At 70.4% G+C, this 24,690-nt stretch carries 16 protein-coding genes and 2 pseudogenes; 8 read left to right on the plus strand and 10 right to left on the minus strand.

Annotated features, from left to right (window positions below):
* Position 1: 1 nt before the first annotated feature.
* The 4 genes and pseudogenes from ABZ794_RS00670 to ABZ794_RS00685 all read right to left on the minus strand — a co-directional run.
* The gene (locus ABZ794_RS00670) at positions 2-4,042 is read right to left on the minus strand and encodes a PQQ-binding-like beta-propeller repeat protein (RefSeq protein ID WP_357513517.1); all 4,041 of its coding nucleotides are present in this window, start codon (positions 4,040-4,042) and stop codon (positions 2-4) included.
* Positions 4,043-4,149: 107 nt separating this feature from the next.
* Positions 4,150-4,362 carry a hypothetical protein gene (locus ABZ794_RS00675; RefSeq protein ID WP_357514213.1) on the minus strand — a complete coding sequence of 71 codons (213 nt, stop codon included), beginning with the start codon at positions 4,360-4,362 and terminating at the stop codon, positions 4,150-4,152.
* 67 nt (positions 4,363-4,429) lie between these two features.
* Complete coding sequence (locus tag ABZ794_RS00680) at positions 4,430-4,606, minus strand: hypothetical protein (protein WP_357514215.1); 177 nt, start codon at positions 4,604-4,606, stop codon at positions 4,430-4,432.
* A 304-nt stretch (positions 4,607-4,910) separates the two neighbouring features.
* Positions 4,911-5,459, minus strand: a pseudogene (locus tag ABZ794_RS00685) (ATP-dependent DNA ligase); the annotation flags it as partial.
* A gap of 342 nt (positions 5,460-5,801) precedes the next feature.
* On the opposite strand from ABZ794_RS00685, the gene ABZ794_RS00690 reads away from it, so the two are divergent.
* Positions 5,802-6,476, plus strand: a complete 675-nt coding sequence (locus ABZ794_RS00690; protein WP_357513519.1) for a DUF1524 domain-containing protein — start codon at positions 5,802-5,804, stop codon at positions 6,474-6,476.
* Positions 6,477-6,528: 52 nt separating this feature from the next.
* Here ABZ794_RS00690 and ABZ794_RS00695 read toward each other — a convergent pair whose 3' ends face one another.
* From ABZ794_RS00695 to ABZ794_RS00710, 4 genes are all read right to left on the minus strand, one after another.
* On the minus strand, positions 6,529-6,780 hold the full coding sequence (locus tag ABZ794_RS00695; RefSeq protein WP_357513521.1) for a hypothetical protein: 252 nt from the start codon (positions 6,778-6,780) through the stop codon (positions 6,529-6,531).
* A 129-nt stretch (positions 6,781-6,909) separates the two neighbouring features.
* Positions 6,910-7,143 (minus strand): hypothetical protein, encoded by a 234-nt coding sequence (locus ABZ794_RS00700; RefSeq protein WP_357513523.1) that lies wholly within the window; start codon positions 7,141-7,143, stop codon positions 6,910-6,912.
* On the minus strand, positions 7,143-7,301 hold the full coding sequence (locus ABZ794_RS00705) for a hypothetical protein (protein WP_357513525.1): 159 nt from the start codon (positions 7,299-7,301) through the stop codon (positions 7,143-7,145). Before ABZ794_RS00705 ends, ABZ794_RS00700 begins: the two co-directional genes overlap by 1 nt.
* Before the next feature lie 152 nt (positions 7,302-7,453).
* The gene (locus ABZ794_RS00710) at positions 7,454-8,431 is read right to left on the minus strand and encodes a DUF6745 domain-containing protein (RefSeq protein ID WP_357513527.1); all 978 of its coding nucleotides are present in this window, start codon (positions 8,429-8,431) and stop codon (positions 7,454-7,456) included.
* A 380-nt stretch (positions 8,432-8,811) separates the two neighbouring features.
* Here ABZ794_RS00710 and ABZ794_RS00715 point away from each other — a divergent pair, with 380 nt between their 5' ends.
* The 7 genes and pseudogenes from ABZ794_RS00715 to ABZ794_RS00745 all read left to right on the plus strand — a co-directional run bounded on the left by ABZ794_RS00715 (position 8,812) and on the right by ABZ794_RS00745 (position 23,316).
* Positions 8,812-10,479 (plus strand): Hsp70 family protein, encoded by a 1,668-nt coding sequence (locus ABZ794_RS00715; RefSeq protein WP_357513529.1) that lies wholly within the window; start codon positions 8,812-8,814, stop codon positions 10,477-10,479.
* A 1-nt stretch (position 10,480) separates the two neighbouring features.
* Positions 10,481-12,580 carry a hypothetical protein gene (locus ABZ794_RS00720; protein ID WP_357513531.1) on the plus strand — a complete coding sequence of 700 codons (2,100 nt, stop codon included), beginning with the start codon at positions 10,481-10,483 and terminating at the stop codon, positions 12,578-12,580.
* A gap of 644 nt (positions 12,581-13,224) precedes the next feature.
* Positions 13,225-13,596: pseudogene (locus ABZ794_RS00725) on the plus strand (LysM peptidoglycan-binding domain-containing protein); the annotation flags it as partial.
* 405 nt (positions 13,597-14,001) lie between these two features.
* Positions 14,002-16,044: a BTAD domain-containing putative transcriptional regulator gene (locus ABZ794_RS00730; protein WP_357514188.1), complete on the plus strand. Its 2,043-nt coding sequence runs from the start codon at positions 14,002-14,004 to the stop codon at positions 16,042-16,044.
* The gene (locus ABZ794_RS00735) at positions 16,041-17,531 is read left to right on the plus strand and encodes a hypothetical protein (protein ID WP_357513533.1); all 1,491 of its coding nucleotides are present in this window, start codon (positions 16,041-16,043) and stop codon (positions 17,529-17,531) included. The genes ABZ794_RS00730 and ABZ794_RS00735 overlap by 4 nt, the downstream gene beginning before the upstream one ends.
* 635 nt (positions 17,532-18,166) lie before the next feature.
* Positions 18,167-21,799 carry an AAA domain-containing protein gene (locus tag ABZ794_RS00740; protein WP_357513534.1) on the plus strand — a complete coding sequence of 1,211 codons (3,633 nt, stop codon included), beginning with the start codon at positions 18,167-18,169 and terminating at the stop codon, positions 21,797-21,799.
* The gene (locus ABZ794_RS00745) at positions 21,796-23,316 is read left to right on the plus strand and encodes a hypothetical protein (RefSeq protein WP_357513536.1); all 1,521 of its coding nucleotides are present in this window, start codon (positions 21,796-21,798) and stop codon (positions 23,314-23,316) included. The genes ABZ794_RS00740 and ABZ794_RS00745 overlap by 4 nt, the downstream gene beginning before the upstream one ends.
* 402 nt (positions 23,317-23,718) lie before the next feature.
* Here the strand turns inward: ABZ794_RS00745 and ABZ794_RS00750 are convergent, their stop codons facing one another.
* Both ABZ794_RS00750 and ABZ794_RS00755 read right to left on the minus strand, forming a co-directional pair.
* On the minus strand, positions 23,719-24,180 hold the full coding sequence (locus ABZ794_RS00750; RefSeq protein ID WP_357513538.1) for a DUF4262 domain-containing protein: 462 nt from the start codon (positions 24,178-24,180) through the stop codon (positions 23,719-23,721).
* 16 nt (positions 24,181-24,196) lie between these two features.
* Positions 24,197-24,565, minus strand: a complete 369-nt coding sequence (locus ABZ794_RS00755) for a hypothetical protein (RefSeq protein ID WP_357513540.1) — start codon at positions 24,563-24,565, stop codon at positions 24,197-24,199.
* Positions 24,566-24,690 lie beyond the last annotated feature (125 nt).

The following is a 24,690-nucleotide window of genomic DNA, read 5'->3' on the forward strand; positions in this document are numbered from 1 at the left end:
GTCAGCCCTTCACCGGAGCGGGAGACGGCGAACAGACACGGACGCCCAGGCGGGTTCGCGCGTCCCGTTCGACGTTCTGGAGGTTGTCCTCCCGGTAACACCCGCGGAGCCGCTGCCGGAGGTCGGCCAGCAGGTTCTCGTCGGCTCCGCAGCCGTCACAGGCGCGGACGTTCCACCAGAGCCCGTCCGCGGTCCGGACCGCCAGCCAGCCCGGCGTGCCGACCCAGCCGAGTTCTTGGACGGGAGCGGACGTCGGTGCGGTCCAGCGCCGGACCACCAGGTCGTGCGCCAGGTCGATCTCGGCGACCTCACCGCGGTCCGAGCCGACGATCGCATTGCGTCCGTCGTCACTGACGGCGGTGGTGACCACCGTGCCGCCGACCACGAGCAGCCGGCGCTCGCCGGCACCGCCGGACGCGCTCACCAGCACCGACCCCGCGGTGTCCGGGTCGGGCCGCACCGCCGGGCCGCCGGTCCGTGGCCGGGTACGGATCGCCTCGCCATCGCTCGACACCGAGGTCAGACCACGGGTGTGCCACACCGCCACGCCCAGCCCGCTGGTGGTGAGTACGGTCCTCCCGTCGTCAGCGGCACGGAGGTGACGGATCCCGGCCTCGGTGCCCAACCGGGCGGTGGTGATCCCGGCGCGGGTGTCGACAGCTCGGACGCCCTCCTGGGCGGAGGAGACGTAGACGCGGCCACCGGGGAGCAATACCAGCGACGGATATCCGTCGGCCACCGTCTGCCCGGTGGCGGTCAGCCGGGTCGCACCCGTCATGAGCTGCCGGTCCGCGCGGACCACCGCCACCGTCCGCCCATCGGCCCCGAGGGCGCCGGCCGGATCGGACGACGGCACCGCCAGCTTCCACGACCGTACCGGGCGCCCCGTGGTGACGTCGACGACGGTGACCTCCTCGGCGCCGTCCGCGGCCAGCGCGCCGAGCCCGTCCGGTCCGGTGGTCCGCCGGACGTCCAGCAGAGCGCCGTACGCACCCACCCGCCGGACCTTCCCGGAGGCCGCGTCGATCGTCAGGAGCTCGTGTTTCTCGGTGGCCACCGCGACGGTCCGGCCGTCCCGAGAGATCGCGACACGCTCCACCGGGGACGGAACATCGACGGTCACGGCCCGCCACGGATCCGTGGCGACGACGGTGACCCGCTGATCGCCGCCGACGGCCAGCCGGGACCCGTCCGGTGTGGCGTCGATGCTGGTCGTGGTGTCCGCGACGCGATAGCGCCAGAGAACGTGACCGCCCTCTGGATTCCAGGCGGTGACCGAGCCGAGGGCGTCCACGGTGAGGATCCGGCCGTCGGCCAGCGGAACCATGTCGGCGATCAGGGCGTCATGACCGGGGCCCAGGAACGCCTCCCGCCACGTCGTGTTGAGGAGCGTGCGCAGCGCCCGCCGGCCGATGTCGGCCTCGAACTCCCCGCCCTGCATCACCACCGCGCCGGCCAGCAGCGCGGCCCAGTCCGGCCGGTCCGGTGCGATGATGGGCACGCTGCTGAGCAGGCCGGTCAACCGGTTGGTGTTGCCCAGCGACCGCAGTGACACGACGGCGAAGGAGGCGACGACGGTGGTGACCGCGACGACGGCCGTGATCGTTATCGTGGACACCCGCCGGCGCGAACGGCGGCGACGGGCGGCGTTCAGCGACGTCTGGGTGAACTCGTGCTGAAGTGGATTGGGGCGGGCGACACCATCGGCGATCGCTAGGCCGACGTGCCGGGCCGCCTGCTCGGCCCGTTCGTAATCGGTGATCAGCATCGCCGGCTGACGTCCGTGGGTGGCCCAGGTACGCGCCTGGTTGAGCAGGTCGCGGTGGAGTTGATACCGGCTGGGGTCGGCGTTGACCGCGGCGAAGACATCGGCCAGCGACCGGAGACGATCCGGCCCCGGCCAGGGAATCCAGTTGATGGCGGCGAGATGCGCCGGGACTAGGGCCGCGTCGACCGTACCGATCTGCACCGGGACCGGCTGCCGGCCACCGCTCTCCAGGTCGTTCACACCGGCCAGCCACGCCTCGTCGCGGATCGACTCCGGGGAGAGGACGACCACCGTGGCGCGGTCCTCGCCGGGGCCACTCGCGCCCGGGGCCGTCGCGACCCGGGCCGTCACACCGAGACTGTCGAGACCGGCCGCGATGTCGGATCCGGCGTCCCGGTCGCCCGCGGTGACCAGGACAGTGATGGTCGGCCTCGCCGCGTCGGCAGGCGTGGCGGTGTCCCCGTCGGGCCGGTTGTCGTACTCCGCCTGCGCGGAGGTGAACGCGACCGCGTCGTGGAGCGCGCGCCGGTACGTCCATTGGTCCCGAATACTCGCACCCCACGCATGCCAGCCGCGGCCGGGCAGGTGCAGCATGACGTGGACTCCGTCGGCCAGTGGCAACTGGTTCAGTTCGCCGAACGGGGCGGTCGGGGACAGCGCGGCCCGCCACTCCGACAGAAGCCGCTGGATCTCCTGCGGCGCGGCCGGTGGCAGGACCACCATCAGCGGTTTGTCCGCGGTACCGCTGCCGACGGCCTGGAGCGTGGCGAGGGCGTCCCCGGGCCGCATCGCGGTGGCGCCGCTGACCACGACGAACCGTGCGGCCCGGACACTCCCGTCGAGAACGCCCCGGCCGGCGTCGGCCGCCACCCGGGTGACTGGCGGTCCGAGCGCCGGCAGTCGTGGCTGCTCCGGCTCGATGCTGCGTACCGGGCCGTGACCGGCCAGCACCGTCATGAACATCTCCTCGAACCCGGTACGCCGCTGGCCGGCGAACAGCTCGAAGAAGGTGTCGACGGGGCCGCGTTTGAGTAGCCGGGAGGCGCGGATCCGCAGGTTCTCGGAGCCCGGGAGCCGGACATAGAGGATCGGTGTCCCGGGCCGCCGTCCCAGGACGATCCAGGCGTCGGTGACCTGCCGGCGGTGCAGCCGGCGGGCCAGCCGCCAGGTGACCGGGGCGGCGACGAACAGCAGGAGAGCCATCGAGCCCTCGGCGATCTGCGCTGGCAGGACGAACAGGTGGTCCGCCCCGGCCCCGGCGGCGAAGAGCAGCACCGCGACAGCGAGCGCGGTGAGAGCGGTGGCGGACAGCATGGCGGTCCCGATGCGGCGCCGCCACGGCAGCGTACCGGCGCGCTGCAAGCGCCAGTCCGCGTCGGTGGAGGCCGACCGGGACCGGATCAGCATGATCACGGCCGGGATAGTGATCAGCAGGTTCGCGAACATGGCGCCGGCGACCTCAATGGTCACGCCGCTGCGGATCGCGGCCGGGAGGTTGACGCCGATCAAGACCACCTGTGGCACGAGCAGCAACGTCCCGATCCGGCGGAACCGCGCCCGCCGCCGAAACCCGGCGGCGTCACGCTCCACTGAGATCCACCGGCCGGTCGCGTGCGGCGGGGTCGTGTAGTGGTGCTGCCGCAGACGCCGCCAGCCCTGGACGACACCGAGACCGCTGAGGAACGCGAAGATCACGCTCAGCATCCAGGTCACGATGCGGAGCTGCCGGTCTCCGGTGATCTTCGCCGGCTCTCCGGGCAGCTGGCCGGAGAGGTCACGGACCAGGTCGCGGCTGATCGCGAGACAGGTGGCCCGGCTTTCGTCCACGCAGACGGTGGTCAGCCTCAAAACCATGCGGCCCTGAACCCAGTACCGGTGATGGCCACGATCTCCCGCGGGGGTCACCACCTCGTGATCCTCTTTCACTGCTGCGGTGGTCGCCCGCCACTCGATGGGCGCCTCCGACCGGACGTCGTCCAGCCGGGCGGTCCAGTCGCGCATCTTGGACTCGGGGCAGGCATACCAGACCAGGCTGACTAGGCGCTCCCGCACGTCGTCGGTGAAGCCGCGCGCGGTACCCGGACAAGTGTTGTCCGGTCCCAGATCGATCGCTGGGACCGGGCTCTCCGTGCCGCCGGACCAGACGGCCGGCCGGGCGGACGCCGGGCTCCAGGAGCGGAGCACGGGCGGAACGCGCTCCTCCGCGGCCGCGGGAGCCGGAGATACGAGCAGTCCGGCCACCGCGACCAGCAGCGCGGCGGCAATCCTTGACATCGGCACACGTAGATCGCATACCGCTGCCGTGAGGTCTTCAAGAGCCGGGCGTCCAATTGGCACAGTCGCCGAGACACCTGGTCCATACGGTCACGCGCACTGCCGGATCAACCGACCCCGTCCGTGTCGGCGGGCTGATCCACGAAGGCCAGCGCGGTCGTCGCGAACAGCGGCGAGTCCACCAGGTTGTAATGCGCGAGCCCGGGCAGGATGGCGAGGGCATGCCCACCCTTGGGGCGCCCCTCGCCCATCCAGCCGCCGTCCCGCAGACCGCCGTCGAGCAGCGTGAACACCTCGACGAAGTGGCTCGGTGGGCACATGTCGGCGTGGCCGCCATGATCAGGGTCGGGACCTGGAAGCCCACGGACCTCCTCGGCGAAGTCGAAGTCAGTCGCCAGCGTCTCGCCGAATCTTGTCGAGCAGCCGCAGGAAGTTCTCCGGGTGCGACGCGACCCGCTGGTATAGCTCGTACATCGGAATGTCCTTCACGTACGGGGCGGCCCCACAGGCGTAGGTAGCGGACGTGGTGTCGCCACCGGTGATGTTCGTAGGCAGTGCCGACATCGATTTCCGCGACGATGGTGGGGAGCACGGGGCTGTACGGGAGAGGTTGGGGCCGGTCGAGTTGCCCCGTCCACGAGGCGGGGAGAGGCTGCGGCCACGGGTGTGACCCCTCCGGGTCGACGGGCGTGAGCAGGCCCGCCAGTTCGGCACGCTGTGCCGGCCGTAAGGAGCTGGTACGGCCGGTGTAGCGAAGCCGTCCGTGCTGGTCGCAGCGACCCAGCAAGAGGGTCTCAGGGTTGTCCATGCTGTGGGTGACGCCGCCGATGATTGCTTCGGTGGTGCGGTAGGCCCGGACTTTCTGCCAGCCACGCCGGCCCGGTTCGTAGCGTCCGTCGAGCCCTTTGATCACGACGCCTTCAATGCCCGCGGCGGTCCAGGTCGTCAACCATTCGGCGGCCTGGTCGAGATCGGTGGTCTGTGGGGACACGGTGAGTTGGCCGGGTGCGTCGGCGAGCAGTTGTGTGAGTAGGGCACGTCGCTCGTGCAGAGGACGGTCCAGCAGGGGTCGGCCCGGTGGGGCGCTGAGCAGGTCGAAGACGACGTAGTGCGCGGGGTGGCGGCGGGCGATGTCCGGGAGCTGCGCGCCGGCGGTGACTCGTCGCTGCAGGTGGGCGAAGTTGGTTCGCTCGCCTTCCCACACCACCAGCTCGCCGTCGAGGACGGCACCCGGCTCGACGGCTTCGGCGACGGCTCGGGTGATGTCGGGGAAGTAGGTGGTGACCTCCCGGCCGGCTCTGGACTGCAGGTACACGCCATCGGGCCGGCGGAAGGCCAGAGCCCGCCAGCCGTCCCACTTCGGCTCGTAGGCCAGGTTCGATGCCCCAGGGATAGCGTCGACGGCCTTGGCCAGCATCGGCGTGAGCGGCGGAAGCAGCCCTTCGGTGGTGGCGCCGGAACGCCGGCGGGCCGGGGTCACCGCAGGATCGACTCACGACATCGAGCCCGAATTCTGCTCACCTCCGCTCTCATGGTTGAGGGACGCGCAGGGATGGCGCTGGAAAATACCGAACGCTCGATGGCGGCATGCGGAACGAGAAGCAGGACGGGGACCGCCGGGTGCGCCCAGCTCGTGCCCGCACCCCAGGGAAGCGCTTCGAAGTTTCGTAGCTACTTCCTTACCCCTTCACAAACACGCCCTTCGATGGCCATGATCGTCAGGGACGGTTGCCGTCCACCCAGTGCCGAGGAGGCCCCCATGCGGGTAACCCACGTTTCAGCCCGTCTTCCACGCGTCACGCGCTACGCCGCCGCGGTCGTCCTCGCCGCGCTCACGGGCTCCGGACTGGTCGGCGTCAGCGCGCAGCCGGCGTCGGCCGCGCCTCCCGGTATCCCGTCGAAGGCGACGGCGCAGTCGCAGCTCAACGCTCTGACCGTGGCAACCCAGGGTTCGACCAGCGGCTACTCGCGTGACCTGTTCCCGCACTGGATCACGATCAGCGGGAGCTGCAACACCCGCGAGCAGGTCCTCAAGCGCGACGGCACCTCCGTCGTCGTCGACAGCGCCTGCGCTGCCACCTCGGGCCGCTGGTACAGCCCGTACGACGGCGCCACGTGGACGGCGGCGTCCGACGTCGACATCGACCACGTCGTCCCCTTGGCCGAGGCATGGCGCTCCGGGGCCAACTCGTGGACGACCAGCCGCCGGCAGAGCTTCGCCAACGACCTCACCCGCCCGCAGCTGATCGCGGTGACCGACAACGTCAACCAGTCCAAGGGCGACCAGGACCCGTCGACCTGGCAGCCGTCCCTGTCGTCGTACCGGTGCACCTACAGCAAGATGTGGATCACCGTGAAGTACAACTGGAGCCTCACCCTGCAGTCGTCGGAGAAGTCCGCCCTGCAGAGCATGCTCAACACCTGTAGCTCCTGAGCGCGATCCGGCTGACGGTCTGCGCCTCGGGGCGTGGACCGTCAGCCGGGTGCTAGGTCTGCTGTGGCGGCTGGCTGTCGCCGGACTGCTTGCTCCACTGGCCGCCCGCGTCGGCGGCGAGCAGACGCTTGACCATGGCGAGAGCCTTGTCCTCGGTGTCGAACTCCCACCGGAGCACCCGGCCGGTCTCGGTGTCGCCGGCGCGGGCGGTGACCTTCCACCGGACCTCGCGGACGAGCCACACATCTCGGCGGCCCAGGCGACCCCAGATCCCGTTCCACCAGCGTGCCGCCACATCCTCCACCAGCGAATCGTACAAGTGTTCGATCAGCGGATGATGTTGGGTAGCGATGTGACCGGGCTGGGGTGGTGTCGTTCTCTGGTCGGAACACGGGCCGCTCGGGCTTTGGCCGGTGGGCAGCCCATGCCGACGTCACTGGTCCTGGGGGGCAGGGCCGTTGTACCGGAAGGTTGGCGGGTCGACCTCGCCGGCGCAGCGGAGGTAGCGGTGCTGCACCGCCGGGCTGGGATGATCGCGGGCACCGAGGTAGGCGCCGCTCTGCGGCAGGACGATGGCCTGCGGCAGGGACCCGTCGTCGTCAACCTCAATGTGGGTGATGCGCCCGTCGGCGGGTCCGCCGAGCAGCCATGCCTCGACGGCGGGCATCAGCGACTCACCGTCAGCGCGGCGGCGGCTGTCAGCAGCCCGGCGACGGCGGCGACGAGGGCGGCCGTCGCGCCGATCAGGCCAGTAACACCGGCGAGGTGCTCCAGTGGTGTCGGCCTGTCCGCGCGCCGCGATCGGCTGCGTCCACCCCGGGTCATGGCAGCGCTCCTTCGTCATTGGATGGGACACGGGGTCGTCCCCGCGCAGGTACTTCAGCAGGGGTGGTCCAGCCGATCAATGCCTGATCGCATTAGCTGTGGACAACTCAGGTGCCTGTGGATAACCAGATGATCACTGCGGGCTTCTGGGATCATGCGCTGCTCGTTGCCGGCCCCGAGCGAGGTGGGTCGATGAGAACGCCGTCATGGGCCCACACGTGGTGACCGTCGGGCCATTGAATAGCTGGCCTGTCGTCGGCATGGAGACGGTCCTGCTCGTTGAGTGTGAGCAGGGTGGGTCGCTCGCTCATGACCGCGGTTTCCGGGAAGGGCCACCAGGGTCCGCTGGTGAGCGCGACGTCGCGGCAGCCTTGCCAGGCGGCGCCGGGGTCCGTTTCGAAGACTCTGCGGTAGGTGTCGATGGCCGCCAGGACCATGAGGTCGGGGTAGAAGCACCAGGCCGGGTCGAAGAATCGGTCGTTGAGCTCAGGTGTGCTGTAGCGGACGACGGCACGAGCCTCATCGTTCTGGTCGACGAGCCCGTGCTCGTCGGCCCAGTACCAGGCCGGTTGGAGCGTGTAATCGGCGCTGATCGCGCGGTCGATCGCCGACCACACAGGGCTCAGGACGTGCCGGTAGGTCTGATGCACGGCGTGAAGCACGGGCCGCAGCGCCGATCGCTCGGACGGCAGGACAGGCGGGCACTGGTAGGGGCGCTCCATCAGGTCGTACCGCTCGTCCATGCCGTCGTAGCGTTGCTCGCCGTAGAACCCCTTGCGTTCGAAGTGGTAGTGGAACTCGCCGAAGGCGCTGAACCGCTCAGTGTCGCTGGCCCGATCGATGAGTGGGGCGCGGGCCGCGGACAGCGCCTGGTTCAACACCGCGCGACGCACGGAATTGACGAGTGGAGCCTGCCCTTCTTCGAGGAACCTCCTGATGAGCTCGAGTGCGGCCCAGGGAGACGGGCACCAGATGAACTCTGTGGGCTCGGGCTTGCCTGCGGTGCGGTAGGCGGCGCGAGCTGCGGCTTCGGCGGTGTCGTGGTCGGCGGGTTCGGTTGTCAGGACTGCGCGGGTCCATGTGCGGGCGATGCCGTCGGTGGAGTGCGCGGGTGTGTTCGATGGCTTCACGGTTCCATCCAATGCGTGTTGGTGTCGTTGGCAAGAGGCACGCAGGCGGGAGACGGCCTCACCACGAGGATTCCTCGAGGAGATTCTTCGGCGGTTCGTGACGCTGGTGCGGTTTCGGCTGGCCTCTGCTGGCCGTGAGTGATTGACAGGTGACGTGAATGTGATCCTCATGTTTGACTATGAACATGGGGTCGGGGGAAGCGCGGTTGTCGATCGACTGCGGCAGCGCCGGCACCCAAGCCGTCCTGGCGTGGGCCGACGGCAGCGCCCACGTGTTGTCATTCGACGGGAACCCACCCCTACACAGCGCGTCGTATCTGCCCCCAAGCGGACAGGCGCCGGGGCAGACCGCAGCGTTCATTCCGGGCCCGCGCCATCCAGTGGAGGACACGACGGCAGGTGACGCTGGCGGCGACGCGCTGGAGGCGGCGGCGTCGCCCCTGCGCCGGGTCGCCGCCGAAGCCGAGCGGGTCGTCGGTCAGCCGGTGCGGGATGTGCGGGTGGTAGTCCCGGCGGGGTGGGGACCCCGGCGGCGGACCTGGATGCGGCAGGTCGCGCACCGGGCGGGCTTGCCGCAACCGCGTCTGGTCGAGGCCCCGGTGGTGGTCGCCGAGTATCTGCTCACCACCGGTGTGCGGGTGCCGGTCGGTGCGTTCCTCGTCGTGTGTGATGTCGGCGCTGGCGCGGAGGTGACGGTGCTGCGCCGCGGGCCGGCCGGGTTCGAGGTCCTCGCGACTCTCGCCGACGCGGCGGCTGGCGGCACGGCAGTCGATCACGCGCTCGCCGACGCCCTCCTCGGCGCGTCGACGGGAGAGGCCCAGGGCGCGTTGGTGGGGGACAGCGTCCGGGTGGCCAAGGAAGCGTTGGTGATCCATCCGGCAGTCACGGTTCCGCTCCCGGACCGGCCGCCGGTAGTCGCGAACAGCGCGATGCTCGACGAGGCCGTCCGGCCGGTGGCGTGGCGCGTGGCGCAGTTGACCCAGGAGACAGTCACCGCCGCCGAACTCACGGTCGGCGACCTCGCCGGCCTCTACTGTGTGGGCGGCAGCGCCCAGCTACCGCACCTAGCGGCGGCGATCGCCGAGCACACAGGCGCCGCACCCATAGTCGTGCCCGAGCCGTGGCTGGTCGCGGCCCGGGGCGCCGCTGACGCCGGCGCCGTCGATACCGGAACGGTCGAGCGGGTGGAGGTGCCGGTGCCGCCCGTGCGCCGGGCAGCGGCGATCGCAGTGCCCGGCTTCGCGTCGCTCGCCCTGATCTGGCAATGCCTCCTGACCGCCGAGGAGCACGGGGTGCTCGGTGTGTACTACTCGGTGAGTGTGAACTGGGGCGAGTTCACCATGGCGGCCGTGATGGCCCTGCTGGCGTGCCTGGCCGCGGGCACGGTCCTCGGCTCACTGATCGCCGCCCGCAGTCCCACCCCCGGCACCCGCACCGAAGGGGGACGGGTCAGCGTCGGGATCCTCGCCGCGGTGTCCCTCGGCGCGGCCATCGCTGGCCTGTATGCGGTGGTCACCAGCCAATACTTCGGAATGCCCGTCGGCCCGTACCTGAAATGGGCGCTGTGGCCCATCGCGCCGGTGTCGGTGATGGCCGTGGCGATGGCGCTCGTCGCCGCCCGGCAGTGGCGTACCCCGCACGGCGGCTGGTCGGCGTTGCTGGCCGCCCCGACCGGCTCCATCGTCGCCGCCACCCTCGGCATGGGATTGATCCAGTACTCCCTGACCGCCGACCGGTGGCCGGACCGGATCCTGTGGATCGACATCGCCGGCCGCGTCGGCGGCCTCCTCCTCGGCGTCGCCGTCGTCATGGCAGTGGTGACACCCCTGATGTTCCGCCTCATCCTCGCCGCCCCGCTAGCGGTGATCTTCGCGGCGATCGTCAGTAGACGGGCCGCCGGCATGCTCGGCGTCATCTACGCCATCGCCGTCGCGACCTGGTGGGCCACTCGGCTCTGGAGCCGAATCCTGCGCCCCACCCCACCCGCGCGCACCGCACCGCCCACGGGCCCGGTTCGGGCGAACATGTCACCGGGTGGAGGCGGGTGACATGCGGTGGCCGCGGCAACTGATGTCGCTGCTGTTCGTCCTCACCCTTCTGGCCGGCCCTCCGATAGTGCTGCTGTCACTGGTCGGAGCACCCGTACAAGGTTGGCCGACCGCCGCGCAGGCCCGCGAGTGGGTGCAGAACCCGCTGACCGAACAGACCCTCACCGCCGCGCTGACCATCGCGGCCTGGCTGGTGTGGCTCCTGCTCGCCTACACGGTCACGATCCGGGTGCTGACCCACCTTCGCGCGACCGTGTCGTGGCTGCGGCGCATGCCGCTACCGACACCGCTCCAGGCCACCGCCGGTGGCATCGCCGGCGCCGCCGTCCTCGGCGTCAGCTCCCACGCGATCGCCGCACCGCCACCGCCGCCCACGCAACCGGTAGCGGCAGGAACCCCGGATAAAGCCGGCAACCCGACGCCACCAGACAGCGACGTCCTGGCCGACGCGGGGATCAGCGTCGCCGGTGGCTGGCTGCCAAGCGACGTGGCGGAGCAGGTCAGCGCCGCGGCGGCGCTGGTGTGGCTCCGTCGCCGCCGCTCCTACCGGCCCCGCCCGCCCGGTCCACCGAGCCGCGAGGACACGGACCTGACGCCGCTGCCCCCGACAGTGGCTGCCGTACAAGCCGCCCTCGCCGACTCGACGCCACCGCCCAGCGAACCCGGCACCGCCTCGGCGGGCCCGTCGCTGCTCGACCAACCAACCGTTGGCAGGGCTATCCCCCGAGCTGGGATCGGTCTCACCGGGCTGGGGGCGCAGGACGCGGCACGAGGCCTGCTCGTCACCAACCTCCTAGCTGGGCGTCATCACCCAGCAGTGTCCGTGGTCGTCACCCGACCCGTCCTGGCCAGGTTGCTCGGCCCCACCGCCGAAACGCTGGACCGGCGCCTGCCAGGGCTAGCCGTCATCGACAACCTCGTGCAGGCAGCGAAGTTCTTCTCCGAAGACCACCCTGCTCGTGGCCTGGGCGGACGAGACCCGGCACAACGAGACACGCACGAGGGCGGCGGCCCACCCGGACCAACCCTCATCGTCGACGAGGCGTCCGCGACGGACAACGCCGAGACCCTGGCGAGCCTGGCCATTACCTCCGCCGCGGTGGCCGTGCTCGGACGGTGGCCGGCCGGCCAGACATGGCAAGTCGACCCGTCCGGGCGCACCCACCACCAGCACGGCAGCGGGACAGCCGGACCACGGATGTGCGTCCTTTCCCAGGTCACGACCACCGACCTGCTCACCGTCATCGCCCACCCCGACACGGCACCGCCAGAGCCTGGCACCTCCGGCCCGTCGCGCAACCCCGCCCTGGCACGCCGGTCCCCGCAGTGGGAGGCCACTATCCAGGACCACCCCGCCCGCTCCGGCACCGACACACGACGCCTTCAGCTGCGCGTGCTGGGCGAACCGACACTGCTGCTGGACGGCCACCCTGTGGAGATCCGGCGTACCGCCGCGCTCCAGATCCTCGTGTTCCTCGCTGCCCACCCCGACGGAGCCGACACCCGACAGCTGACCGACGCCATCTGGCCGGGCCTGCCCCGCCGCTCTCTCACCGGCCGCCTCTACACCACCCTCAGCGACCTCCGCGCCACCATCCGGTCCACGGCAGGGGAGACCCTCCTCGAACACAGCGACGACCGGTACCGCCTCGACCCCACCGCCGTCACCGTCGACCTGTGGCACTTCCACCACGCGGTCCGCGACGCCATCACCACCGTCACCACCGACCCGAAGACCTGGAAGGCCGTCATCGACGCCTACCCCGGTGACCTCGCCGCCCGACGGACCTGGCCCTGGCTCGACCCGATCCGCGAGGCCACCCGCCGGCACGTCATCGACGCGCACGCGGCTCTCGCCAGCGCCAGCCCTGACGCCCGTCAGGCCCTGGCATGGCTGCAGGCCGGCATCCGCATCGACCCCTACAACGCCGACCTGCACACCCGCGCGGTCACCGCACTCATCACCCTCGGCGACCACGACGCGGCGGACCATCTGCGGAAGGATTACGCCCGTCGTCTCGCCGCAACGGGCATCCTTCCCACCAACACGGCCCTCACGACAGCCACCCTCAGGGACCAGCCCGCCATCCGCACCCGGTAACGCCGCCCGCTCCGAGCGCACGGGCAACCCACTTCGGGAAAGCCCGAACTGTGCTACCCCTGCGTTTCCGGCTCCGTTTCCGCCTCCGGCTTCCCCGTACTCGGTCCCAGACAGCCAGCTCGTCCTGCTGACAAAGGCGCGTCCTGGCCGCAGCAGACGCCGCCCGTCGCACCGTCTCGTCTCCAATCGACTGCCTCTGAGCTGGGGTTGTGAGGTCGTGTGAGGTCGTGTGAGGTCCTGTCAGCCAACGGAACCGCATCGTCCTCTGCCGCGCGCCCTACGGTCGATTCGTGGCCAACGTTTCACGGCGCCGCCAAGCCGGCTCGGTGCCGGTCGGCGTCCGGGGCCCCACACACGGCAGCAAGGGAGGGGCGATGAGGTCTACGGTCGCTCACACGTCGGCGGTCACGCTGCTGGTCGTCGCTGTGCCGGTCACGCTCGTCCGCGTCGGCAGGTGGCCACACCCGCAGGGCTCGTGGACGACCCTGCTCCGCGGCTGGGTCGAGGAGCCCCTCAGCGGCGGCTTCCTCGCCGGCATCGCCTACCTCGCGGCGTGGCTGCTGTGGGCAATGCTCGCCGCCGCCATCACGGCCCGCCTGTACACCCAGGCCGCCCGGATATCACGGCGACTGCCACGGCTGCACATGCCCGGGCCGCTGCGGAGCATCACGGCGGCAGTCCTGGGAGCGACCGCCGTCAGCACGGCGGCGACCGCGACACCCGCCCACGCCACCGCGACCACCACCACCGCCGCGGAGACAACCCATCCACCGCAGGGCCCAGCAGCCACCGCGCGTCCCCACGCCGACGACCACACCACCTCACCAGGCAACGGCAGGGACCAGGCCAAGAACACCTACACGGTGCGGCGCGGCGACACGCTGTCCCGCATCGCCCAGGACCACCTCGGCGACGTAGACCGCTGGCCCGAAATCTTCACCGCCAACCGCGGCACCCGCTTCACCCACACCGGTGGGACACTCCGCGACCCTGACCTCATCTACCCGGGCTGGACACTACGACTACCTCCCACGGTCAAAGCACCACGCCCGTCGCCCCAACCGGCGCCCGCCCCAACGCCCATGACATCAGCTCCGTCAGCATCGCCCAGCAGCCCGACCGGAACGGACACCGACGACGGCCTCGTGGAGTCCGCCCCAGCGCCCACAACTGCGCCAGCCGACCATGCTTCGGCGTCGGGACCGGCCGCCACGCCCACCACTCGCACCGCCGACGACCGAACCACCCCAACGCCGCGACCTCAGCCCGGTGTGTCGCTCGGTACGGGTAGCTGGCTCGACATGGGACTCGCCGCCGCAGTCCTCGCCGCGGTCGCCCTCGTTTGGGCACACCGCCGTCGCCGCTACATCCCCCAGCGACCCACCGCGCGCCCACGCCTCGACGACCCGAGTGTCGAGGCGATGCCGGCGGTGGTCACCCGGATCCGTCGCGGCCTACGGGCCCTGACACCGAGCGCGAAGACGATTTCTGTGCCCCGCCCCGACCTCGAACCTCCGCCCGACGAACCCGTCGTGGACGCTGACTCGGACCCGGCAGACGCGGCCGACGACGAAACCTCCAAGCTCACGGCGCACGAGTCGCAGCCGCCTATACCCGCGCCGACCCGCCCGCTGATCGAGGTGTGGCCGTCTACGGGACTCGGTCTGATCGGGCCCGGAGCCGAGGCAGCGGCTCGAGGCGTGCTGGTGTCCGCCCTTGCCGCCGGGGGACCGGATGACCCCGATAGTCGCCACCACGTTGTCATCGCCTCGGACACCCTCGCCACGCTGTTAGGCACCACCACAACCACAGCGGACACCCCGCGGATGACCATTACCAGCGGACTCAGGGACGCTCTGACGCTGATCGAGGAGCAGACGCTGCACCGCGCGCGCATGTGCGGCGACTACGAGGTCGACACGATCGCCGACCTGCGCGACCGGGACCCGACCGCCGAGCCCGTGCCGCCGACGGTGCTGATCGCCGCCCCCACCGCTGCTCATGAGCGCACCCGCATCGCCGCGCTGCTCACGCAAGGGCACCGACTCGACATCCACGGCGTCCTGCTCGGCGCCTGGCCCGATGGCGACACCATCCTCGTCGCCAAAGACGGCTCCACCAGCAACATTAAGCACGACGCGAAACAACACAGCTGTACAGCCGTCGGCCGCCTGAGCGTCATCAACCGCAACGAGACCACCGAACTGCTGCGGCTCCTCGCCGAGTCCCATACCGGCGAGCCTCAACCGCCAGCCCCCGCGCAGCGCACACCACTACCCGCAACCGTCAGGCACCTCGACCCCAACAGCAGTCCAACATCCCCGAGCGACAAAGAGGCTGTCCCGCAGCCCGGCCCGCGCCCCGCCAACGCTGGTCGCCTCAACGTCCTTACTCCGGCCCAGGGAGTCGACCTTCCCGCCGAAGTGCAACCCAGCGAGCCCCGCGCACCGGCACCGACCGCACCGCCACGCCCTGCCACCGGTCAGGGAGCACGACCGGCCGCAGCCAGCGGCGCCATCACCGGCCTGCCCGATCACACCGATATGGGCTACCCCGACAGACTGGTCGGCGTCGCCAACGAGCCGAACCCCGCACCCGAAAATTCCGCCGCCGCACACCTGCCCGAGCGCCGCGATCACGCCGGGGATGAACCGCTTCCGGCGGGCGACGACCGGTCTTCCCGTACCGGCGGACGCGTCGACGTTCGAGTGCTCGGCGGGGCCCGCATCGTGGACATGGACACGACCACGCCGCTGCGCGCGAAAGCCTTCGAGCTGCTGGTCTACCTCGTCGTTCAGGACGGCGACGCCGCACAGGACAACATCCTCGACGACCTGCTGCCCGACGCCCCTACGTCGAAGGCACCGCACCGCATGCACACCTACGTATCCGCACTACGCAAAACCCTTGTCCTCACCGGAGGATCCGCCACCTACTTAACCCACCCGTCGCGCCGCTACGCCCTCAACCGGGACGTTCTCGACACCGACCTGTGGCGCATGCGCGCCGCGCTGCGCGATGCCGCCCTCGCCACCACCGACGCCGACCGCGCCGCCGCACTGCAGCGCGCCGTCGACGCCTACGACGGCACACTCGCCGACGGCTTTGACTACGAATGGATCGAGGCATACCGCGAGGGCATCCGCCGCCAAGCCCTCGACGCCCACCTCGCCCTCGCCGCCGCGACCACCGACCCGACACAAGCCCTGGCCGTCCTCGAAGCCGCGATACGCCACGACCCGTACGCCGAAGCCACCTACCAGCAAGCGATGCGCGCCCACGCCGCACTCGGACACCTCGAGCAGATCCGCTCCCTACGCCGAGCCCTCACCCGCCGGCTCGACGAGATCGACGCCGAACCCAGCGAGGACACCCTCAGACTCGCCGACCGGCTCATCGCCGACCTGCGCCGGCAGAAGCCAACCGGGAAGACGGACTCTCACAACAGCGGACTTCACCCATGACGCCGGACCCTTCGGCGGCACCCGACGCACGTCGTGGCAGCCCGCACGATCAGCCAACCTCCGGTGGCGACGGCCCGCAGGCGACGAACCGGGACCGCAACGGCACCGAATGGCCCCTGCGAGCAGCCGTCCTCACCGGCCACCCTGGGCCCGCCCGCAGCCCTCAGGGCGGGTCGACCCATCGGCACGCTTCGTCCCCGACGACCCTCGACGCGGCGGACGCCGACCTGGCCACAGCAGTCCGGCACGCCGCCTGGATACGCCAGGTCTTCTACGTCCTGGTGCTGCTGGTCGCCCTCGTTGGACAAGTCACCGGCGCCGTCCAAACACTCGGCGTCCCGCTGGTCGTCGCGGTCCCGGCCGTCGCGACGCTCGAACTGGGCGGCGTGGTCGTGATGGCCAACGCCGACGTGCGACGCCGCCTCGGCGAGCGGGCAATCGGAGCACGCCTACTGTCCGCCGCGATCGCCGCCGGAGCCGTCACCTTCAACTGGGCCGCCCACCCCGACCACCTAGCCGGCGGCTTCTACACGGGCATGTCCGCCCTCGGATACCTCGTCTGGCTGATGCACGCCGGCAACCAGCGCCGCGACCGCATGCGCGTCACCCGGGGCCTGCCGCCCACACCACCCGCCTACGAGGCGTTCGGGCACTGGATCTGCCACCCCGCCGTCACCTTACGAGCGCGGTCCATCGCCAAAGCTGACGGCCTCGGCCTGTATGAGTCTCTGACCGCGGCCCGCGACGCGATCGCCCGCCGACAGCGCGACACCGCGATCGCCAAGGTGCTCCATCGCAAGATCAAAGCCGCCGTGGACCCCACCACCGCCGACATCGCCGTGCACGTCTACGACCTGGACGAGATCGCCGCACGCCTCGCGGCCACCGCCGACTACAACGGGCTGACCACGCTCCTGGCCGCTGACCTCGCCCCAGAGCGGATCATGACGGCCCACAGCTCCCGTCACCGCCGTCGCTGGCTCAGGCGAATGCGCCTCGCCGACGCACCACCGGCACCTGAGCCCGCCCCCTCCGCGCCGCAAGCGCCCACCGCGGTGGCGGACACGCCTCGCGATGACCGGCAGGAGCCAATTACAGAGCCAGCGGAGAACCCTCCGCCGGCCCCGGGCGGCCACCAGCAGAGTGCCGAGAGCCGCGACGCCGGCACGCCTGAAGCTCAGTCCCCGGCCGACGCGGGACCGACAGACAAGGCGGTGGACGACAAGGACATCCTCGGCGCGAACGCCGACGAGGAGACGGACGACGGCGATCCGGATGCAGCCGCCGACGACACCAACGACGACGAGGACTCGGAAGTGCCCCGGGGAACCGCGCAGGCAGTGGCCTACTGGCTGCGCAAGGAGCCGAACCTGGACCCTGAACTGCTCGCTGAGAGAATCGGCAAGTCACTGCGATCGGTCTACCGATACCTGCCGCCGGACTACCCCCGCCGACCGGGAATCGCCAGGCGACGGACCGGACGCTAGCCCGACCCCGCCCGAAACGCGAGCCACAGCGAGTGACGCCAACAGGCACCACGCCCGCCCGACAAACGAGGGAAGAGCTGCACTTCCTCCTCGAGAACCCGCAGGTGGGCTAACACCGCGGACGTGAGACCAGTGCAGGATGTGGCCCTCTGTGAGGGATGGCCGAAACGAGGTAAGCGAACAGGCGACGGATTTCGTTGCTGCTCAGCGGTATCAGGCTGCTGTCGGCGTACCGGGCTCCAGTGCAGAGACAGGTACGGCTTGACGTACAGGGCTGCACCGGGGCAGGCGACTTTATGATGGTCGGCTGCCTTGACGGTTGTGCGACTGACCGGTATGTCCGGTCGATGACGTTGCGTGACGGGCTCCCAGTCGACATCTCCACGCGGCATCCGCCTTTGGCCGATGAGCGGCTTGGGTGCGTGGGGCGCCCTGGAAGGTCCAGTCGTTCGGGTGGCGTTTGTCTGGCCGGTGCCGGACTCGTCGTGCGCGAGGTGCGTAAACGGCTCGTGGTGGGCGTCGACCTGGGCGAGCAGTTTGCCCTCGACGGCGTGCACGGTGTCGGTGCCGCTGACCCACATCTAGCGCTGCCCGGGTGCTCGTAGGTAGGGTTTCTGCGCCGACGAAGGAGGCACATGCCGCTGGACGAGGGTACAACCCTCCTGCGAGGACGCTACGAGCTAGGCACGCGCAGGTCGGCCGCCGGAGACGCCGAAGCGTGGACCGCTTACGACGAGGACGGCCTGCAATACCTTGCTCGCACGTGGGCCTACGACGGCGACGAGCCCGACCCCGTCCAGCGGGCACTCTGGGACGCCGAGATGCGCACTCTCTACAAGGTCGGCAGCAGCCCGGGCGCCGATGACACCCTGGCCGTTCTCAAGGACGCCGGTCTCGACCGCGACGCGAAGTCCTTCGTCATGGTCCTGCAGGCGCCCGGCTACGGCAGCGTCGCGGAGGCCCTCGCTGCTCGAGCTGAACACGGCTGGCTCTCCTCCCGCGACCCCGCCGATCGGCGGGAGCTTTGGCGAGCCGCTGGCCGCGTCGCCGCCGGCCTGGCCGTGCTGCACTCCCAGGACGTCTTGCACCGTGACGTCGGTGCGGCAGCCCTGCTGTACCTACCCGACGAGCCCACCGAGTCCATCCGGCTCGGCGGCTTTGAGTGGTCGGTCCGGCTCGGCCGCCCGCTGGACGCCGACCCGCCCGTCAGCTGGTCCTCGCCGCCCGAGCGGCTTGCCGGCGACACAGCGGCCTGGCGCCCCGACGACGACTGGTTTGGCTTCGGCATGCTGTGCGCGCGCCTGGTGCTCAACCTCGAGCGGTACGCGAACAATGCCCCGGCCGACCGGTACGCTCGTGTGGTCAAGGCCATCGAGGCCGCCACGACCACGCTCACCGAGCCCGAACGGGCACTGCTTCTCCGCCTGATCGACCCGAACCCGCTCGAGCGGATGACCCGCCCGCACGACGTCCAGCTCTCCATTCGTGGGATCGTCGCGCTGCTCGCGGCCCCACCGGCAGCCCGCGCGGACGATCGGCCTTTTACGCTCATCGTCGACCCAAAGCAGGCCCGGCTCTACGACTACCTGCTCGAGCGAGGGCTACGGGAGCACCTCGGCCTAGACGACGGCCAGCCCTACGACCCGCGTGACGTCGCCCACACCGACGGCTTGGCGGTGTTTCTGCGCCGCGACCTTGACGGCGGATCCTTGTACGCCGTGCCGAAACAGGAGACCGTTCTACTGGTTGGCCGGCGCACCGTGGTCCGGCTCCGCAAATACTCCGACCGCGGAGAGGCGCCCACGTGGCAGACCGCGTTCTGTATAGGCCCAGCCCAGCTCACGAACAGTGAGGGAGGGTCGGCCCGCGTGCGACTGCCGGCTGGCCGCCTCGCGGTCCGGTCGACAAGGGCCGCCCACAACGACCGCGGCCTGGCCCTGGCGTCCGCGACATGGGACACGGTGCTGCCCCGCATCGATCGCGGCGCCGACATGGCGCGTGACCTCGCCCAATTCCACCAGTTCGTCCGCGCCACTCACCAGATCGAGCTGCTTATGCTCGACGCGACGATCTTCCCCATCGAGCTGGTCGCCGGGCCAGACCCCGCCGACGACCCCGGCTTCGAGGAAATCACCGTTCGTGAGCGGCTACGCCCTGAGAACAGGCAGGTCCTCGCGTTCCTGCACAACGACGACCTCGCCGGTTTCCTTCAGCGCGAACTCGAGGCCGGCAAGCCTGACAGCGGCAGCGTCATCCTGTCCGGCGAGCACGGGAACGCCCTGGCACTGCCCGCAGGTGGTAAAGACAACCAGTGGCGCGTCCACGCCGTGGACGACGCCGCGCGGACCGCGACACTCACGCGCCCGGCTTTCGACCCCGACCGTCCGCCGCCGCCCGACTGCGGATACCTGCGCGGCGCGGGCATGCCTGGCCAACTCAAGCTCATCCGACGCCGCAAGCAGGCCATCGACGCTCTCGACCGCCACAGCTATCTGCTGCGCAGCCTGGCCGCGCCCGGCCAGGTGTACATCGACACCGGCGCGGCCGACCTGCCTGTCCGGCTCGCTCCAGAGACCGTCGATGAAGCCAAACGACGCGCGATCGAGGACATCCTGCGGGTCCGGCCCATCTACGCTCTGCAGGGCCCGCCCGGCACTGGGAAGACCACGCTGGTCGCCTGGCTTCTGCGCGAGATCCTCCACGACGACCCGGTCGCGCAGGTCTTGGTCACGGCCCAGGCACATGGCGCCGTCGACGTCCTCCGGGCACGGGTAACTGAGGCATTCGAGGGCGTCGCACCGGAGCGCCGGCCCCTCGCGGTCCGGCTCGGATCCCGCAGGGACGACGACACCGCCCAAGACACCGTCGAGGACGTCGCCCTACAGGTCCTGCGCGATAGCAGCAGCGCCCTCGCCGACCTGTCTGACCGCACGCCCGCCCAGCAGGGTTGGCTCGACCACGCCACGGCGATGGCCGACGAGCTTGCCAGCCACGAGGCACGAGGGACCGGCGCCGCAGACTTTGTCGAACTAGTCAAGCGCGGCGCGAACCTGACTTACTGCACGACCAGCGCCGGCGAGCTTGAGGCCATTGCCGGCGACCAGTCCTTTGACTGGTCCATCGTGGAGGAAGCCGGGAAGGCGCACGGCTTCGACCTCGCGCTGCCCCTGCAGGCTGGCCACCGGTGGCTGCTGATCGGCGACCACAACCAGCTTCCACCGTATCGGTACGAGGACTACCTGCGCGGCGTCGACGCCCTCGATGCGGTTGTTGAGGCACTGCAAGCGCTGCCCGATACCGGGCCTGGCTTCCTGGACTGGGAGTGGGTCTCGTCGTGGAAGGACAAGACCACCGAAGAACGCGCCGCCTTCCAGGGCTACGCCAAGGACTGGCTCAAGACCTTCAAGCGTACGTTCGAGCACTGCCAGGTCGCCGTTGGCCAAGGCGACGCCGGGCAGCGCTTGACCGACGATTCGGCGGGTGGTGCCGCAGCGGGCGTGCTCATCGAGCAGCACCGCATGCACCCCGATATCGGCGAGCTGATCTCGCGCGCGTACTACGGCGATCGGCTCGTAAACAGAACTGTCCAAAAAGGTAGGCCCATTGCCCGCGTATTGCACGGCTTTGCCGAGCCGCTCGATATCCGCGGGAAGGCGATCGTCTGGCTCGACGTCCCGTGGTGCCGCGACGACCCCAGGACCGCCGAGGCCGGGCCGGCCCAGGGCCGACCGCGCTACACCAACGATGCCGAGGTCACGGCCCTGTCAAATTTCCTGGCGTCGCTGCGGCGAGAGGCGCCTGGCGCCGCGGAGCTCGCCGTCCTGTCGCCGTACAACCAGCAGGCGTCTCTGCTGCGACGCCGGATGAGGAAGGCGGCCCTCCCTGAGGGGATCGAGCTAAAGCCCACCCTCAACGCCCGCCCTGGCGCTCCCGGCGGCGTCAGCGGCGTCCACACCGTCGACTCCTTCCAGGGTAACCAGGCCGACGTCATCGCGGTGAGCCTGGTGCGCAACAACCTTCACGACCCGGGACACGGCCTGGGCTTCCTGGACGAGGCGAGCCGGCTCAATGTGCTGCTGTCCCGTGCCGAGCGGCTGCTCGTGCTCGTCGGATCCTGGGACTTCTTCCAGGAGCAGGTCCGCACCGTCGAGCTCGACGACACCGCAAACGCCCTGTGGCACCTCAAGCGGATTGTCACCGACCTAAGCGATTGGTTCGCCTCTGGCCGTGCCGTTCGGCTCGGCGCCGACCTTGGTGGTCTTTCATGATCGTCCTGTTGCCAGTGAGCCGGTTTCGCGTCCCATATGACCTCGCCCGCGGTAAGCCGTACAGCCGGCTTGAGCACATGGTGCTCAACGCCGTCGCCGACGGCGGCGCGACCCTGCGGTCGCTGGGCGAGGCTTTTCGCGTGCACGACAGGCTTCTCGTTCAGGCCGTCGTGACGCTCGTCAACGCTGGCTGGGTCGCCGTCCAAGGAGGGCCGCAAGCGTCGTTCGTGCTCACCGGGGCTGGGCACGAGGCTGTCAGCGGAGACCGTGAGCCCGTGTCGGTGATTGTCGAGACCGCCCGTCCCGGCATCGTGGTCATGGAGCGTCACTCCGGCCAGGTCGCCCGGCAGTCCGAGGCTCGGTCCTACCGCCGTGACGACCTGACCGAGGTCTGGGACACCGCCCCCAGGATTGGTACGAGGGTCGTGCGCGACTCTGTGGACGAGGCGCAGGTCCAGAAGCTCCTGCACCGCGAAGCCGGTGAATGGGTGCGCCGGATCGGCCGAATCGAGGAGATCAGCCGCGACGCGCACTGGCTCCCTCTCGACGTTGATTTTGACGCCAAGCAGGTGCTCGGCCTGCCGCCGCCCTGGCGCCACGCCCTTACAGCCCCGGCCCTGGCCGCGGCCGCCGCCGCGGCCGACGGTTCCCCCCGCGCGCTTGCAACGTCTCGCGGGGCGGCCCCTCCCGCGCGGCGCCGCTTCCTGGGCGTGACCGACGAAGACCGGGTACACCGGCGCGGCACCACCGTGCTGCTCGCCGCCGACGACGTACTGCGCGGCGAGCAGGCGCACGCCTCCGCTCTGGCCCAGGCGCTCCAATCGGCACGGACCAGCGTCGCTTTGGCCATTCCCCATCTCGACGGGACGGACGTGTTCGAGGCGCTGGCCGCTAGCTGCGCCGACGCCGTGACGCGGGGCGTCCGCGTGGACCTGCTGGTCGGCTCCACCGACGGGGGCCCTGCCGCCCTGACCGCCGTCGCAAACCGCATCGGTTACGGCGCCGACGCTCGCCGCGGCCGGGAGTTGCTGCGGACCCGCATCACGGGCAGCGGTGCCAGCCTGCTGTTGTGGGACAGGGGGCCCGGACAACTCGTCGGCGTCGTCACCGGCGACGGGTGGGTCGGCGCGACGGCAGGAAGCCCTCACGCTGCGGGCGTGAGGGTCGTTTCGCCAGCATTATGTGCCGACCTCGCGCGCGCCGTCGCCTCACTGTGGACCGGCCGTAGCGGCGATGATTTCGCGGGCGAGCCGATTAGATGGCGGCACCTTGCCGACGGCGTCGAAGAGGAGGCCGCTCGCTCATTGGACGCCGCCGCGGACGGTACGGCCACCACAGCTGAGCTGCTCGTCGACGAGGAGTGCCTGGCCGTGGACGATGTGCTGGCCGCCGATGCCGCCGTCGGCCTGTACGTCCCGGACCCGGCGGGCGGCGATGCCGGGCGCAGAGGCGTCCAGCTGATCGTGCGTGGTCCCGGCGCCCAGTTCGTCCGAGCAGCTCCGGACGCGCCCGGATAGCGCCCTTCAGCGAGACTCGGACGCCAGATCCCGGATGGGCACAACCTTTGACGGTCGTTCAACGGTGGTACGCACCGGCAACCGCCGAGCGTCAAGCCATGAGTTGGCGGGCCGCTGACGTCCGCTCATGCCGCGTTCCGGGCGCGCATGCGTCTGCGATGGGGTAACCAAGCGTAGCCGGACGGAGTGACTCCGCCTGAGTGACGAGGGAAACTCGGACCGACCGTCTGGGCTCCGTCGTGATGTGGATCTTTGTACGTAACGGCGTAATTACCCCTGTACTCCGATCCGTACGCCGACAGCTGCCCTCGCTGGTGCTGCCACCTTTGTGGGCCAGCGGTGCGGCCATGCCCGGGATCCGGCACCTGAGGCGTCCGGAGCCCGGGTGGTGCCGCCTGGTCGCTACATCTGGGCGATCAGTGGCTGTGCCTGAGGTTCGAAGTTGTACCCACTGTCCCAGGGGAACCGGCCCTGCTGGTCCGGCCAGACGAGCTGCTGGAGGCGGATCTGGTGACGGCCGTAGCGCGCGATCGCCATCCCGGGCAGCAGGTCATGGGTGGGTGGCCCGTCGATGATGATCGCGTCGTAGCCGGCGATGAGGTCGTTGATGCGCTGCCCGTGGCTGAACCTTTCGGCCCTGTCGTAGACCCGGCGGGCGAGGTCGTTGAGCAGGCAGTGGGCGACCTCGGGGGGTAGCCCGGCGGTGAGCAGTTCGGGGTAGTGGTGGGCGGTGAGTCCGACGGTGTAGGCGAACGCGGTGGAGGTGTCGAGGTCGTCGTCGGTGGGCAGGACGTGCGTGACGGCCCAGCCGATGGTGTCGATGATCTGTTCTTGGCGTCGGAGGACGTCGTCGATGTTGGGCATGGTGGGTGTCTCCTGGTCACTCGGGACTACGGGTGGGGTCCGGGTCAGGTGGTTCGACTTCGACGAAGCCCCAGAGTCGTTCCATGACCTGGAGTTGCCAGGTGCGGTAGCGGTCGGCGAAGCCGCGGCAGACCGCGGGCGGGACCGGGCTGCCGGCGTACGGCAGGGTCGAGTGGCAGATGATGTAGCCGGCGTCGCCGCGCGCCGCGGTCACCATGTGCTTGAGCCGGCCGGGGTCGAGGTGCATCGGGTTGCCGGGCTTGAAGATGCAGGTGGCGCACTCGCGGGCGAGCAGGCGGGTTTTGCGCAGGTCTGGGTCACCGACGTTGAGCCGGGCCGGGCGGTCGCCGGCCGGTTCGTCAGCGGGTTGCGACATGCTGTCCATCGTCAACTCCTTGTCGTTTACGGCGCGGGGGCCCCCTCCCGGGTTTGGGGGCCCCCCCGTGCCGGGGGAAGGGGTGGGCCCGCGCCCGGGGGGCGCCGGGGGGGGGTTGAGAGGATCCCAAACCC

This window comes from Micromonospora sp. NPDC047187 (genome assembly GCF_040643355.1).
Taxonomy (GTDB): Bacteria; Actinomycetota; Actinomycetes; order Mycobacteriales; family Micromonosporaceae; genus Micromonospora; species Micromonospora salmantinae.